General features: G+C 66.0%; 13 protein-coding genes and 1 pseudogene. 7 read left to right on the plus strand and 7 right to left on the minus strand.

Annotated elements, in window-relative coordinates:
- The 7 genes and pseudogenes from A5733_RS07400 to deoC form a co-directional block, all read left to right on the plus strand.
- Positions 1–223 (plus strand): annotated as a pseudogene (locus tag A5733_RS07400) (sugar ABC transporter substrate-binding protein); the annotation flags it as partial.
- Between the two features lie 49 nt (positions 224–272).
- Positions 273–1,364 (plus strand): galactitol-1-phosphate 5-dehydrogenase, encoded by a 1,092-nt coding sequence (locus A5733_RS07405; protein ID WP_076239664.1) that lies wholly within the window; start codon positions 273–275, stop codon positions 1,362–1,364.
- Positions 1,365–1,367: 3 nt separating this feature from the next.
- Entirely contained in the window at positions 1,368–2,921 is a 1,554-nt protein-coding gene (locus A5733_RS07410) for a ribulokinase (protein ID WP_076239665.1), read from the plus strand.
- Positions 2,921–3,883 carry a sugar-binding transcriptional regulator gene (locus tag A5733_RS07415; protein ID WP_076239666.1) on the plus strand — a complete coding sequence of 321 codons (963 nt, stop codon included), beginning with the start codon at positions 2,921–2,923 and terminating at the stop codon, positions 3,881–3,883. The genes A5733_RS07410 and A5733_RS07415 overlap by 1 nt, the downstream gene beginning before the upstream one ends.
- Complete coding sequence (locus A5733_RS07420) at positions 3,873–5,381, plus strand: sugar ABC transporter ATP-binding protein (protein WP_076239667.1); 1,509 nt, start codon at positions 3,873–3,875, stop codon at positions 5,379–5,381. The genes A5733_RS07415 and A5733_RS07420 overlap by 11 nt, the downstream gene beginning before the upstream one ends.
- Complete coding sequence (locus tag A5733_RS07425) at positions 5,374–6,381, plus strand: ABC transporter permease (protein WP_076239668.1); 1,008 nt, start codon at positions 5,374–5,376, stop codon at positions 6,379–6,381. Before A5733_RS07420 ends, A5733_RS07425 begins: the two co-directional genes overlap by 8 nt.
- A gap of 29 nt (positions 6,382–6,410) precedes the next feature.
- A complete protein-coding gene (gene deoC, locus A5733_RS07430) occupies positions 6,411–7,127 on the plus strand; it encodes a deoxyribose-phosphate aldolase (RefSeq protein ID WP_076239669.1) in 717 nt (238 codons plus the stop codon).
- A 74-nt stretch (positions 7,128–7,201) separates the two neighbouring features.
- On the opposite strand, the gene secG is transcribed toward deoC, so the two are convergent.
- From secG to A5733_RS07465, 7 genes are all read right to left on the minus strand, one after another.
- Positions 7,202–7,435: a preprotein translocase subunit SecG gene (secG, locus tag A5733_RS07435; RefSeq protein ID WP_067763712.1), complete on the minus strand. Its 234-nt coding sequence runs from the start codon at positions 7,433–7,435 to the stop codon at positions 7,202–7,204.
- A 43-nt stretch (positions 7,436–7,478) separates the two neighbouring features.
- A complete protein-coding gene (gene tpiA / locus A5733_RS27850) occupies positions 7,479–8,264 on the minus strand; it encodes a triose-phosphate isomerase (protein WP_076239670.1) in 786 nt (261 codons plus the stop codon).
- A gap of 3 nt (positions 8,265–8,267) precedes the next feature.
- Positions 8,268–9,494, minus strand: coding sequence for a phosphoglycerate kinase (gene pgk / locus A5733_RS27855; protein ID WP_076239671.1), 1,227 nt, complete (start codon positions 9,492–9,494; stop codon positions 8,268–8,270).
- 5 nt (positions 9,495–9,499) lie between these two features.
- Complete coding sequence (gene gap, locus A5733_RS07450) at positions 9,500–10,522, minus strand: type I glyceraldehyde-3-phosphate dehydrogenase (protein WP_076239672.1); 1,023 nt, start codon at positions 10,520–10,522, stop codon at positions 9,500–9,502.
- Positions 10,523–10,609: 87 nt separating this feature from the next.
- A complete protein-coding gene (locus A5733_RS07455; RefSeq protein ID WP_076239673.1) occupies positions 10,610–11,602 on the minus strand; it encodes a phospholipase D-like domain-containing protein in 993 nt (330 codons plus the stop codon).
- A complete protein-coding gene (locus A5733_RS07460; protein ID WP_076239674.1) occupies positions 11,599–13,374 on the minus strand; it encodes an ABC transporter ATP-binding protein in 1,776 nt (591 codons plus the stop codon). Before A5733_RS07460 ends, A5733_RS07455 begins: the two co-directional genes overlap by 4 nt.
- A gap of 130 nt (positions 13,375–13,504) precedes the next feature.
- On the minus strand, positions 13,505–14,183 hold a 679-nt coding region (locus tag A5733_RS07465), incomplete at its 5' end, for a sterol desaturase family protein (protein WP_076239675.1).

Below are 14,183 nucleotides of genomic sequence, written 5' to 3' on the forward strand. Positions count from 1 at the left end.
CGACGGCCTCATGGAAGCGGTACGCGCCATAGCCACCGGCGACCAGTACATCGCCACCGCACTCAACGACCCCACCGCCGAGGGACAACTGGCCATCGATACCGCGGTCAAGGTGGCCCGCGGTGAGTCCGTGCCGGAATTCGTCGACGCCGGAACGAGTTTGGTGAACAAGGCCAACGCGGCCTCACTCGAGGGCACGTCGACTTTCGCCCGGGCCGAATAAGCCGGGCAACCCCGCGTCAGCCACCACAACACACGAGGAGACAGCTTCGATGACAACCGAGGCCCCCGCCCCGACCACCCTGTCGGCGTCCCCGAGCCTGCCCGACACCATGACCGCGGCCGTGATGTACGCGCCGGGCGACATCCGGGTGGAGTCCGCACCGGTACCCAGACCCGGACCCGGTGAGGTACTGCTGAAAGTCGCCGCCTGCGGCGTCTGCGGTTCCGACATCCCCAGGATGCTGCGCAACGGCGGATACGTCATGCCCATCATCTGCGGACACGAGTTCTCCGGTTGGGTGACCGAACTCGGCTCCGACGTCGAGGGATTCGACGTTGGCGAACTGGTGTCGGTGCCCCCGCTCATCCCCTGCCGCGATTGCGAATTCTGCGCCAAGGGCGCGTTCGGACTGTGCGAGAACTACGACTATTTCGGCAGCCGATCCGACGGCGCGTACGCGCAGTACGTGGTCAGCCCGGTCGGCAATCTGCTGAAACTACCGGCGGGCATCGATCCCCGCGCCGCGGCGATGCTCGACCCTGCCGCCATCGCCCTGCACGGGCTGTGGAAGACCGACCTGCGGGCCGGTCACCGCGTCCTGGTGATCGGTGCCGGCCCGATCGGGCTCTTCGCCGTGCAATGGGCGAAGCTGCACGGTGCCGGCCAGATCGTCGCGGTCGACCTCAGCGAGGAAAAGGCGGCGATGGCACGGGAGGCCGGTGCCACGCACGCCGTGCAGAACGTCGAGGAGGCCCGCGCCCTGGGCGGTCGCGGTTTCGACATCGTGCTCGAGTCCGCGGGTGTGCCCGCGACGGCCGACATGGCAGCGAATCTCACCGGCCCGCACGGGCACGCCGTGTTCGTCGGCATCCCGCACGCACCGGTGACGCTGGAGAAGGACACCTTCAACCAGTTCATGCGACTCGAAACCAGCCTGCACGGCTCGTGGAACTCCTTCTCGGCGCCGTTCCCCGGTGACGAGTGGCGCACCTCGGCCCAGATGATGGCCGAAGGAAAACTCAAGTGGGAGTTCATGATCACCCACGAACTGCCACTATCGGCCCTCCCGGACATGATGCAACAACTCGGCGACCGCTCGATCTTCTCGTCAAAAGTGCTGTTCCTGCCCAACAAGGACTGAACCATGGGAATCCTTCTGACGATCGACCTCGGCACCGAGGGCGCCCGCATCGGCGCCTTCACCGAGGACGGCACCCCGCTGGGCACGGCCCATCGCCCCTACTCGACCAACCACCCCAGGCCGGGTTGGGCCGAGCAGGATCCGCGGGACTGGTGGGCCGCCGTCACCGCCGCGACCCGTCAGCTACTCGATACCGACGGTTGCCGAGCGGCCGGCCACGTCATCTCGATCGCCGCCTCGACCACGGCCTCCACGGTGGCGGTCGTCGACGCGGACGGCACGCCGCTACGTCCGGCGATCCTGTGGATGGACGCACGCGGGGCTGCCGAATCCGAGCGGACCGCACAACTGAGCCGCCAACATCCGATCCTGGAGTGGTCGGGCGGATCCGATGCCGCCGAATGGCTTCTGCCCAAAGCGATGTGGCTCAAGAAGCATGATCCCGAGAGCTACCGTGCGGCGGCCCGCATCGTCGAAGCCGTCGACTACCTCACCTTCCGGCTGACCGGCCGCTGGGTGGGGTCGCAGATGAACGCGGTCTGCAAATACAACTACGACGCGATCGCCGGGCGATTCCCGGTAGACCTGTATGCCGCATTGGGTATGGACGATCTCGTCGCCAAGTTGCCGGACGACATCGTCCCGGTCGGCGGGGTCGCCGGCACCCTCAGCGACAGCGCGGCCGCTGATCTCGGTATCACGAACACCGCGGTCGTCGCCGTCGGCGGCATCGACGCACACGTCTCCCTGCTGGCCTGTGGCGGCACGACGGACGGGTTGGTGTCCATCGTGTCCGGCACGTCCTCGGCCATCGTCACCGAGATCGATCAGCCGACCACCTCCAACGAGGTCTGGGGCCCCTACCCAAACGCGTTGTCCCACAACAGGTGGCTCGTCGAAGGCGGACAGGTGACCAGCGGTTCGGTCCTCAAATGGACCGGTGAATCCATCATGGGTGTCCCCCGCGACGACTTGGCCGGGCTGATCGAGCAGGCCACCGCAGTCGACCCGGCCGGCCACGGGTTGCGCGCCCTCGACTACTTCATGGGTAACCGCACGCCACACCGCGAGGCCCGGCTGCGCGGCGCGGTGATCGGACTGACCCTCGGCACCACCAAGGCCGAGCTCTACCGGGCCATGGTGGAGGCGGTGGCCTGCGGAACCCGCAGCGTCATCGACTCTTTCGAACGGTCCGGGGTGCCCTGTACCCGCCTGGTCTTCTCCGGCGGCATCGAACGAAACTCGTTGTGGCAGCAGGTCACCATCGACATGCTCGGCCGGCCCGCCGAACTGGTGATCGGCGAGAATCTCACCCTGCGGGCCTGCGCGGTGATCGCCGCGACCGCCGCCGGGATCGTGCCCAGCCTCGGTGCTGGTTCTCGATTGTTCGCCCCCAAGGTTCGACTCCTGGAACCCGACTCGAAACGGACCGCCGTCTACGAACAGACGTTCGCTGACTACCAGCGGCTGACCGCAGCACTGCGCCCGATCATGTGCGACACCGCCGACGGTGACGCCGGGCCTGTGGGCGGCGGCCCGCTTCGGGTGGTGCGCTGATGAGCGCCGCTGCCGATCGCAGCCACACCGATCTGCTGCTCTATGTCGCCCAGTGCTATTACGAGCAGGGCCGCACCCAGGAAGACATCGGCGCCGAACTGCACCTGACCCGATGGAAGGTGGGCCGGCTGCTCGACGAGGCGCGCACCGTCGGCCTCGTACAGATCAAGATCGTGCACCCGCAGGCCCGGCGCGCCGACCTCGAAGTGGAGATGCGCAGCCGGTTCGGTTTGCGCGAGTGCGTGGTGGTCCCGGGCCCGGACACCCGCGACGAGTCCGGTGCGCACGTGGCGACCGCCGCGGCCACCTACCTGAAGACGAACGCCTCGTGGATCACCACCTTGGCGGTGTCGTGGGGCAACACCCTGCAGCAGATCGCCGCGGTGCTGCCGAGCGGATGGACCAGCGGAATCGAGGTGATCCAGGCCAACGGCGGCGTCAGCCGATCAGTGCATCCCACGAAGGCCGCCAACATTGTGACCAGCATCGCCCACAGCGGCAACGGCCGCGCCACGCTGCTGCCGGTGCCGGCCATCGTCGAGCGGATCGAAACCCGCGACGCCCTCTATGCGGAGGGTTTCGTGCAGGACGTCCTGACCCGGGCCCGCACGGCGGACGCGCTGCTGTTCTCGCTCGGGGCGCTGGGCGCGACGTCGGTGTTGGTGGAGTCCGGCGCGGTCACCCCCGGCGAACTGACGCTGCTCGAATCGGCCGGAGCCTGCGGTGATGCTCTCGCCCACTACATCACGGCAACCGGCGAGCTCGCCTATCCCGATATCGACCGCCGCACAGTCGGTCTCAGCCTCGACGACGTCAGAAATACCAATTGCGCGATCGCGGTGGCCGCCGGGTCCCACAAGGTCCCGGTCGTCAACGGCTCGCTGAGCAGTGGGCTGTGCTCGGTACTGATCACCGATGAACCAACGGCCCGAGCCGTGCTGGAGCAACGACATGACACCTAGCCCCGAGCGCACCATCGCGCTGCGTATGCAGGACATCGTGAAGACCTTCCCGGGCACCAAAGCCTGCGCCGGTGCCACCCTCGAGGTGGCCCGCGGCGAAGTGCACTGTCTGCTCGGTGAGAACGGCGCCGGCAAGAGCACCCTGATGAAGATCCTTTCCGGTTCCTACACACCAGATTCCGGAACGATCGTCATCGACGGAGAAGAAGTCTCGTTCGACTCCCCCATCGATGGCGTCCGGGCCGGAATCAACACCATTTACCAGGAACTGGATCTCGTGCCGGACATGACCGTGGCACAGAATCTGTTCCTGGGGCATGAACCGGGGCGCGGGCCGTTCATCGCCCGCCGGGAACGCGATCGCCGGGCGGCAGCAGCGATCGCGCGCGTCGGCGGCAGCTTCGCACCGTCGGATGTCGTCGCCAACCTGTCGGTCTCCGACCAGCAGCTCACCGCAATCGCCAAGGCGCTCACCACCGATGCCCGGATCGTCGTCATGGACGAACCGAGCGCCACGCTCACCGACCACGATCTGGCCGAGGTGTTCCGGGTGATCCGAGAGCTCACCGCCGCAGACAAGTCGGTGATCTACATTTCCCACCGGCTCGACGAGGTGAAGGCGATCGGTGACCGTGCCACCGTCATGCGGGACGGGGCCACCGTCGGCGTGTTCGACATCGCCACGGTCACCAAAGACGAACTCGTCGAGGCGATGATCGGCCGTGGCCTGCAGCCTCAGTCGCCTCGGCAGCCACGCCCGGACGGCGCCAAAGCCGATCTGCTCGAGGTTCGCCGTGCCACCATTCCGGGATTGATCGACGTATCAGGCATCCGGGTCCGACGCGGCGAGATCATCGGCCTGGCCGGGCTGGGCGGGGCAGGCCGTTCCACTCTGTTGGCCACCCTCTTCGGCGACCGCACCGCCACGCTCGACATGACCATGGCGGGTGCCCGAATCAGCCGGCTGTCCCCTCGTGACGCCGTCCGGGCCGGGATCGGTCTGGTGCCCGAGGACCGCAAGAGCCAGGGCCTGTTCTTGGAACAGTCGATCCTGCGCAACGCCGGCATCGCGGCGCTCGCGCCGTTCGGCGTCAACCCGCTCAAGGCCGCGAGGACCCTGTGCCTGCCGCCGCTGCAGCGGCTCGGAGTCAAGTTCGCCGACGTCGATCAACCGGTCGGCCAGCTCTCGGGCGGCAATCAGCAGAAGGTGGTGCTGGCCAAGTGGATGGCCCGCGGGATCGACCTGCTGTTGCTCGACGAGCCCACCCGGGGTCTGGACATCGGCGCGAAAGCCGATCTGTTCGAACAGGTTCAGGCCCTGGCCGAGTCCGGCGTCGGGGTGGTGATGGCGTCGAGTGAGATGAGCGAGCTCACCGAGAACTGCGACCTGATCTGGGTCATGCACGAAGGCCGGAACATCGCCGCCTTCGACCCGAGAACAACACCGGCGGCGGACATCGCCCGCTGCGTCGTCACAGGAAGAACCGACAATGACTGATCTACTTCAGGGATCCACCCCAGCGGCCGCGGAAGGTCGGGCCGTCACCACGCGCACCCGCCGGCAGAACATCATCGTGCGGTTCAACCTGCTGTTCATCTTCATCGCGCTGTTCGTCGTGGCCGCCGTCACCGCGCCGCAATTCCTCACCTCGCAGAACCTGGCGAACCTGCTGCAGCAATCGAGCCTGACCGGCATCGTGGCAATCGGTATGACGGTGGTGATCCTGACGGCCGGTATCGACCTGTCGGTGGGAAGCGTGGCCGCGCTGTCGGGCATGCTGGTGGCCATCCTGATCGGCTTCGGTATCGCCTGGCCGGTGGCCATGGTGCTGGCCATCGGCAGCGGGCTGGTACTCGGCGGGGTCATGGGCGGATTGAGTGCCTACCTGGCGCTGCCGGCCTTCATGGTGACCCTGGCCGGGATGCAGAGTATCCGGGGCCTGACGTTCCTCACCACCAACGGCACCCCGACCACGGCCGAGATTCCGGTGGGGCTGCGGTTCCTCGGCGCGGGGTCGGTGGCCGGGATCCCGGTGGTCGGGCTGATCTTCGTGGCCACCACCGTCATCGTCGGACTGGTGCTGCGCCGTACCACCTTCGGCGAACACATCTACGCCGTCGGCAGCAACGCCAAAGCGGCCCGGCTGTCGGGTCTTCCGGTGCAGCGCATCACCACGGCGGCATACGTGATCTCCGGCGGGCTGGCCGCGCTGAGCGGGGTGCTGCTGACCGCGCGGCTGACGATCGGGCAACCCACCGCCCACACCGGCCTGGAGTTGGATGCCATCGCCGCGGTGGTGTTGGGTGGAACCAGTCTGTTCGGTGGAAAGGGCGGCGTGATGGGCACATTCATCGCCGTGTTGCTGCTCTCGGTGCTGCGCAACCTGTTCAACCTGCTGGGGTTGAGTTCGTTCTTCCAGATGCTGGTGACCGGCCTCATCCTGATCGCGGCGCTGGTCATGAACTATGTGCTCGACCGCCAGACCAAGACTGCCTGAAACCCGACAACGGAAAGGATCCGAATCCGATGACCACGCCACCGACGCCGACCGAGGTCGCCGCGATGATCGACCACACCCTACTCAAGCCGGAGGCCACGGCCGCCGATGTGGCTGCGCTGATCGCCGAGGCCGTGGCGTTGGGCACCTATTCGGTGTGCGTGTCGCCGTCGATGCTGCCGATCGAGGTGCCGTCTGATTCCGACCTCAAAGTGGCTGCGGTATGCGGCTTTCCGAGCGGAAAGCACACCTCGGCGGTGAAGGCCGCCGAGGCGGCCGAGGCGGTGCGCAACGGGGCCGACGAGATCGACATGGTGATCGACATCGGTGCGGCAAAGGACGGTGCGTTCGATCGGGTCGAGGCCGACATCGCCGCGGTGCGGGCCGCGGTGCCCGCGCCGACAGTGCTGAAGGTGATCATCGAGTCGGCTGCGCTGACCGACGCCGAGATCGTCGGAGTGTGCGGTGCGGCCGCCACCGCGGGCGCCGACTTCGTCAAGACGTCCACGGGCTTTCACCCGGCCGGCGGGGCCAGCGTGCACGCGGTCGACCTGATGTACCGCACCGTCCGCGACAGCGGGCTCGCGGTCAAAGCCTCCGGCGGGGTGCGCACCTTGGAACAGGCCCGGGCCATGATCGCCGCCGGGGCCACCCGTCTCGGGGTGTCGGGCACGCGCACGCTGCTGGACTCTGACACGAGCCCTGACAACAACGCCGACAACAACCAGGAAGCCTCCGGCTACTGAGCCACCGGACAGGAAAAGGACGCCGCCCCGGTGTGAAACCGGGGCGGCGTCCTTTTGGTGCCTGACGGAACTGCTCAGCCGTACTTGATCAGCAGCGCGACGCCGATGATCGAGACCAGCCAGATACCGGTGACGAACAGCGTCAACCGGTCGAGGTTCTTCTCCACCACCGTGGAGCCGGACAAGCTGGACTGCACACCGCCACCGAACAGGGTGGACAGACCGCCACCTTTTGCGCGATGCAGCAGTACCAGGAGCACGACCAGCACACTGGTCACGACCAGGGTGATCTGCAGGGCCAATTCCATGCCGTAAAGACTACCGGGTGAACCGTCGGACGCCCGCCGCGGGTTACGGCAGCGGCCCGCCCGCGGCGATCGCCGACAGCGTCGCGAACTGCTCACCGTCGAGCGACGCGCCGCCGACCAGTGCTCCGTCCACATCTCCCTGCGCGACGATCTCACCGACGTTCTTGGCGTTGACCGACCCGCCGTAGAGCACCCGGACACCCGCCGCGAGCTGAGGCGACGACAGGTTACCCAGCTCTGCGCGGATGGCCTTGCAGACCTCCTGGGCGTCGGCGGCGCTGGCCACCCGCCCGGTGCCGATCGCCCACACGGGCTCATAGGCGATGACGGCCTGACCGATCTGTTCCTTGCTCAGACCGGCCAGGGAGCCACGCAACGAGTTCACATTGAACTCGACATGGTTGCCGGCCTCACGCACCTCGAGTTGCTCGCCGATACAGATGATCGGGGTGATGCCGTGCTTGAACGCCGCGGCGGCCTTGGCGGCCACGGTCTCGTCGGTTTCGCCGTGGTACGTGCGCCGCTCGGAGTGCCCCACCACCACGAAGCTGCAACCGAGCTTGGCCAGGAACGCCCCGCTGATCTCACCGGTGTAGGCGCCCGAATCGTGCTTCGACAGGTCCTGGGCGCCATAGGTCAGCCGCAGCTTGTCGCCGTCGACCAGAGTCTGCACGCTGCGCAGGTCGGTGAACGGTGGGATGACGGTCACGTCCACCTTGTCGAAGTACTTGTCCGGCAAGGCGAATGCGATCTTCTGTACCAGCGCGATGGCCTCGAAATGGTTGAGGTTCATCTTCCAGTTGCCGGCGATCAGCGGCTTACGGGCCATATGTCAGGACTCCAGGATTTCGATGCCGGGCAGGGATTTGCCCTCAAGGTATTCCAGCGACGCCCCGCCGCCGGTCGAGATATGTGAGAAACCGTCCTCGGCCAGACCGAGCTGACGCACCGCAGCCGCCGAGTCACCCCCGCCGACGACGCTGAACGCGCCCTTGGCGGTGGCCCCGATGATCGCCTCGGCGACGCCTTTGGTGCCCGCCGAGAACGCGGGAAACTCGAACACACCCATGGGACCGTTCCAGAACACGGTCTTGGCGTTGGACAGCAGGGCGGTGAAACGCTTGACCGACTCCGGACCGATGTCCAGGCCCATCTTGCCGTCGGGGATACGGTCGGAGGCCACGGTCTCCGGTTCGGCATCCGCGGCGAACCTGTCGGCCACCACGATGTCGACGGGAAGGTGGATGACGTCGGCGTACTTCTCGAGGAGTTCCTTGCAGGTGTCGATCATCTCCTCCTGCAACAGCGAGGTTCCAACCGAAACACCTTGGGCAGCAAGGAAAGTGAAGCACATGCCGCCGCCGATGATCAGGCTGTCGGCCTTGGTGGCGAGGTTCTCGATGACCGCGAGCTTGTCGGACACCTTCGACCCACCCAGCACCACTGCGTACGGTCGCTCGGTGGAGCTGGTCAACTGCTCGAGCACCTTGACCTCGGCGTCGACCAGCGTGCCTGCGTAATGCGGCAGCAGGGTGGCCACGTCGTACACCGAGGCCTGCTTGCGGTGCACCACGCCGAAGCCGTCGGAGACGAAGGCACCCGGTGAGCCGTCGGCACCTTCGACCAGCGCGGCCAGCGCCTTGGCCAGCGCCAACCGCTCGGCGTCGTCCTTGCTGGTCTCACGCGGGTCGAAGCGGATGTTCTCCAGCAGCAGGATGTCACCGTCGGTCAAGCCCTCGGCGCGGGCCAGCGCATCGGTGCCGACCACATCGCCGGCCAGTTGCACGTGGCGTCCGAGCTTCTCCCCCAGCGCCGCGGCCACCGGGGCCAGCGACAGCTTCGGATCCGGAGTGCCCTTGGGACGGCCCAGGTGCGCGGTCACGACGACCTTGGCGCCGGCCTCGGCCAGGGCTTTGAGGGTGGGTACCGACGCGATGATGCGGCCCGGGTCCGTTATGTTGCCCTCGTCATCGAGGGGGACGTTGAGGTCGGAGCGCACCAGTACGCCCCGCCCTTCCAGGCCCACGGACAACAGGTCAGTGAGTGTCTTGACAGTCATTGGTATTAGAGCGACTTCCCTACGAGTGCGACCAGATCGGCGAGGCGGTTCGAGTATCCCCATTCGTTGTCATACCAGGAGACGACCTTGGCCTGGTTGTCGATGACCTTGGTCAGACCCGAGTCGAAGATCGAGCTGTGCGGGTCGGTGACGATGTCGCTCGACACGATCGGCGCGTCGTAGTACTTCATGATTCCCTTCATCGGTCCTTCTGCTGCGGCCTTCATCGCGGCGTTGATCTCGTCGGCGGACGCCGACTTGGCCAGCTCGGCGGTCAGATCGGTGACCGAACCCGTGGGGATCGGCACGCGCAGGGCATAGCCGTCGAGCTTGCCTTTCAGTTCAGGTAAGACGAGGCCGATTGCTTTTGCGGCACCGGTGGAGGTCGGCACGATGTTCAGCGCGGCAGCGCGGGCGCGGCGCAGATCCTTGTGCGGACCGTCCTGCAGGTTCTGGTCCTGGGTGTAGGCGTGGATGGTGGTCATCAGGCCCTTGACGATTCCGAACTCGTCATTGAGCACCTTGGCCAGCGGGCCGAGGCAGTTGGTGGTGCAGGAGGCGTTGGAGATGATGTTCTGGCTGCCGTCGTACTTGTCGTCGTTGACACCCAACACGATGGTGATGTCCTCGTCGGTGGCCGGCGCCGAGATGACGACCTTCTTGGCGCCCGCGTCCAGGTGGCCCTGGGCCTTGTCACGTTTGGTGAAGATGCCGGTCGACTCGACGACCACGTCGACTCCGAGGTCACCCCATGGCAGGGCCGCGGGACCTTCCTTGATCGCGAGGGCCTTGATCGACTTGTCGCCGATGACGATCGTGTCTTCGCCTTCGAGGCTGACGTCCTGCGGGAGGCGGCCGAGGATCGAATCGAACTTCAACAGGTGAGCCAGGGTGGCGTTGTCGGTGAGGTCGTTGACTGCCACGATCTCGATGTCGGTGTTCTTGCCCTCGGCCTGCTGTGTCGCCAGGGCCCGATAGAAGTTGCGTCCGATGCGGCCGAAGCCGTTAACGCCTACCCGGATCGTCACGTGATTCTCCCTACAGTTGCCGTTAACTGAACTGCCCGTCGCCAGCCTAGTAGCGTCAAAGCCTTGCCGCGCGGTCCGGTCAGTGCATCAGATTTCGCGGTCGTGTAGGGCCAGTTGGTCGAGTTCGTGCGGATCCTGGCCGACGAGATCGGCGATCAGGCCCTCGTCAGAGAGGTCCATCGGCGCGGAATGTTTCCAGTCGTGGTGGGCCACCTCGTTCAGTCGTTTGAGGATGTGGTGATCGGTGACTTCGATGGCCAACTCGCGACGATGATCGAAGCTGCCCGGGGAGAAGTTGATCGAGCCGACAATCGCCCTCTCGTGGTCGGCCAGGATCATTTTGGCGTGCAGCTTCATGTGCTTGAGCCGGTGGATTTTGATGCCGACGTCGTCCAAGATGCGCATCCCACTGACTCCTTCGAGCAGCTTGCCCGCCTTGAGGTGGTGGGGCGCCCGGGCCATGACGTGCACCTTGACGCCCCGATGAGCCGCCCGCACGAGGCGCTCGATGATCACCGGGTCCTGATAACGCTCGTTCTGCACGAACAGGGTGTGCTCGGCGCGGTCGATGAACTCGGCGATGCGATGCCGCCCGTTGGACGGACACCAGATCAGGTGGGCTCCGCCGCCGGGGTTGAAATCCTGACGCGCCCAATCCGCTTCGAAGCAGTCGATGATCTCGGCGACCTCGTAGGCACTGGGGGTCACCACTGCGTAATCGCGTGTCACCGTGAAGCTCTCGTCGGTCCAGTTCAATGATTCGACGAAGGCGTACTCGTCGTCGACGACCATGGACTTCTCGTGTGTCAGGTCGAAGGCGGGGTTGCTCTGGCGGACCTCGATACCGAACTGCTGCAACATTTCTCGTGCAGCGTCGTTGTCGGTCTCCCCATCGCGCCGCTCGGGATTGAGCATGACCTTGACGTCCACGCCGCGCCGGTGGGCGGCCACCACCGCCTCCAGCAGCGGCCGGTGGCTGAACGCGAACATCTTGATCCGCACGGAACGGGTGGATCCCCCGATCGCATCGATCACGGGCTTCGCCGAGTCGTCAGGCAGGATGATCAGCGAACGCGTCACGTTGTCTCGTCCTCGTATTGGATGCGGTGCAACTCGGCGTATCTGCCGCCGGCGGTGAGCAGTTCGGTGTGCGTGCCCTGCTCCATCACCCGGCCCTCCTCCAGCACGACGATCTTGTCGGCATCGCGAATCGTGCTGAGCCGGTGGGCGATCGTGATCACCGTGCGTCCGTTCATCAGACGCTGCAACGCCGACATCACCAGGTGCTCGGATTCGGCGTCGAGTGCCGCGGTCGGTTCGTCGAGAATGAGGATCGGGCTGTCACGGATGAGCGCACGGGCGATGCCGATGCGTTGACGTTGGCCGCCGGAGAGCGTCAACCCGCGCTCGCCCACCGGGCTGTCGTAGCCCAGGGGCATCTCGGAGATGAACTCATGGGCGTTGGCCAGTTTCGCCATCTCGATGATCTCGTCGTGATCGGCGTCGGGACGGCCGAAGGCGATGTTGTCTCGGATGGTGCCCCGGAACAGCACCGTGTCCTGCAGGACGTAGGCGATCTGGCTGCGAAGTTCGTGAAGTTTATAGTCGCGCAGGTCGATCCCGTCGATCCGGACCGTGCCCGCGCTCGGGTCGTAGAACCGCGGAATAAGGCTGACCAGACTGGATTTCCCGCTCCCGGTGTGTCCGACGACGCCGACGAGTTGGCCGGGCTGGACCTCGAACGTGACGTCGCGCAGCACGGGCGTCGCGCTGTCGTAGCTGAATGCCACCCGCTCGAAGCTGATCGCTCCCGTGAGCTGCTCACGCTCGATCGCGTCGGGTTTCTCCTGAACCGATGTCTCGGCGGTCAGCAGGGCGTTGACGCGGTCGACGCCGACGGAGGCCATGGCGATGGTGTTGGTGAGCTTGGCCAGGTCCTGGACCGGCTTGAAGAACGACGCCAGATAGGAGATGAACACGGTCAGTGTGCCCGCCGTCATCGCACCCGCGAGGATGAGCGCCGAACCCCGCCACAACACCACGGCGGTACAGGCGGCCACCACCACGCCGACGATCGGCGACACCACCGACTTGACCCGCCGGGCATTGAGTGCGGCATCCACGGCCTGCTGGCCGACGATCGCCAGTTGGCGTTCCTGCAACTCCTCGCGGTCGAACGCCTTGACCACACGGATCGACTGCAGGCCCTCCTCGGCGACCGCGACGATGTCGGATTCCCGCTTGCGCACCTCATGTGTGGCGGCCTTGACGGCCTTGCGAATCCGCGAGACGAACAACAGCAGCAACGGCGCCACCGCGAGCGCGATGAGCGTGAAATCCCATTGCAGCCATAGCATCATGGCCAACATGCCGACGATGGTCAGCAGATCGGTCGCGATGCCCAGCGTGGAGGCCGACGCGAAACCCTGGATGGTGTCGACGTCGTCGGTGAGCGTGCTCAGGATCGGCCCGACCCGGTGGGTGTCGAAATAGTTCAGCGACAACTGCTGCAGGTGGTGGTAGGCGCGGGTGCGCAGATCGTTGCCGATGCGCTGGCCGACGGTCTCGGTCAGATAGTTGGCCACATAACTTGCCACCGCGGCGACGACCGCGATGACGAACACCATGATCGCGGCCAGCCCGGCGATGTGCATCTTGCCTTCACCGCCGAGTAGCGGCTGCAGCAGACCGTGCAGCCAGCCGGGCAGCGGATGGTGGCCGACCACGCTGTCCAGCACGACCTTCAACGGCCACGGCGCGGCCAGTCCCGTGGCGATCTGTACCAGCAGCACCGCGAAGATCCCCGCGACCAGCAACCGATAGGGGCGGATCAGCTCAAGAATCAGTCTCATCGCGAGCGCCGCCTCGATTGTTGGTGTTGACGTCGAAGTTTGTCGCCACACCCTACAACGCCCCGGTGGCGCCGGCGCGACGCAATGGCGACATCCCGCTGGGTGTCGGCAACTACGCAGACCGATTCGCCTAGCTTGCCGACGCTGCCGCCGTCAGCTTCTGCTCCGTGTCCCCGACAGTCGTTGCGCTGTCGGGGCTTTCGCTCCATCCGGGTGGGCCGAACAGGTAGCCGAGTCGGCCGCGCCAGGTCCGGGCGCGCCAGACGTCACCGAGCATGGCGACGAACTCGTGATAGTTCACCTTGACGGGGTTGTAGGTGTCGATGTTCTTGGTCAGCCCGTACCGGACCGGTTCGCCCTCGGCGACGAAGGTGCCGAACATCCGGTCCCACAGGATGAAGATGCCGGCGTCGTTCTTGTCGAGGTAGGGGTTGTTGGCGCCGTGATGCACGCGGTGATGGGACGGGGTGTTGAACACGTACTCGATGACGTGGGGCAACCGGTCGATGCGCTCGGTGTGGATCGGGAACTGGTAGAGCAGCACGATCGCCTGCGACAGGAAGACCAGCCAGGCCGGGATGCCGATGAGCGCCAACCCGGCGTAACCGATGGTGGCCAGAAACGATCCGGGTATCAGCCAGGACAACCGGGTGGCCGTGGACAGGTTGAAGTACTGGCTCGAGTGGTGCACGTTGTGGGCGGCCCAGAACAGCCGGATGCGGTGCGACATCCGGTGTTGCAGGTAGTAGGCCAGATCGGCCAGCACGATGGCCAGCACCCAGACCCACCAGTGCGATGCCGAGAGGTGC

It is taken from the genome of Mycobacterium sp. NS-7484 (assembly GCF_001953975.1).
Classification (GTDB): Bacteria; Actinomycetota; Actinomycetes; order Mycobacteriales; family Mycobacteriaceae; genus Mycobacterium.

Excerpts from the sequence above, each read along its gene's own strand:
- A5733_RS07425 (WP_076239668.1), top strand. The coding sequence starts at position 5,374 with ATGACTGATCTACTTCAGGGATCCACCCCAGCGGCCGCGGAAGGTCGG.
- A5733_RS07410 (WP_076239665.1), top strand. The coding sequence starts at position 1,368 with ATGGGAATCCTTCTGACGATCGACCTCGGCACCGAGGGCGCCCGCATC.
- A5733_RS07420 (WP_076239667.1), top strand. The coding sequence starts at position 3,873 with ATGACACCTAGCCCCGAGCGCACCATCGCGCTGCGTATGCAGGACATC.
- A5733_RS07415 (WP_076239666.1), top strand. The coding sequence starts at position 2,921 with ATGAGCGCCGCTGCCGATCGCAGCCACACCGATCTGCTGCTCTATGTC.
- secG (WP_067763712.1), bottom strand. The coding sequence starts at position 7,435 with ATGGAATTGGCCCTGCAGATCACCCTGGTCGTGACCAGTGTGCTGGTC.
- deoC (WP_076239669.1), top strand. The coding sequence starts at position 6,411 with ATGACCACGCCACCGACGCCGACCGAGGTCGCCGCGATGATCGACCAC.
- A5733_RS07405 (WP_076239664.1), top strand. The coding sequence starts at position 273 with ATGACAACCGAGGCCCCCGCCCCGACCACCCTGTCGGCGTCCCCGAGC.
- pgk (WP_076239671.1), bottom strand. The coding sequence starts at position 9,494 with ATGACTGTCAAGACACTCACTGACCTGTTGTCCGTGGGCCTGGAAGGG.
- A5733_RS07460 (WP_076239674.1), bottom strand. The coding sequence starts at position 13,374 with ATGAGACTGATTCTTGAGCTGATCCGCCCCTATCGGTTGCTGGTCGCG.
- tpiA (WP_076239670.1), bottom strand. The coding sequence starts at position 8,264 with ATGGCCCGTAAGCCGCTGATCGCCGGCAACTGGAAGATGAACCTCAAC.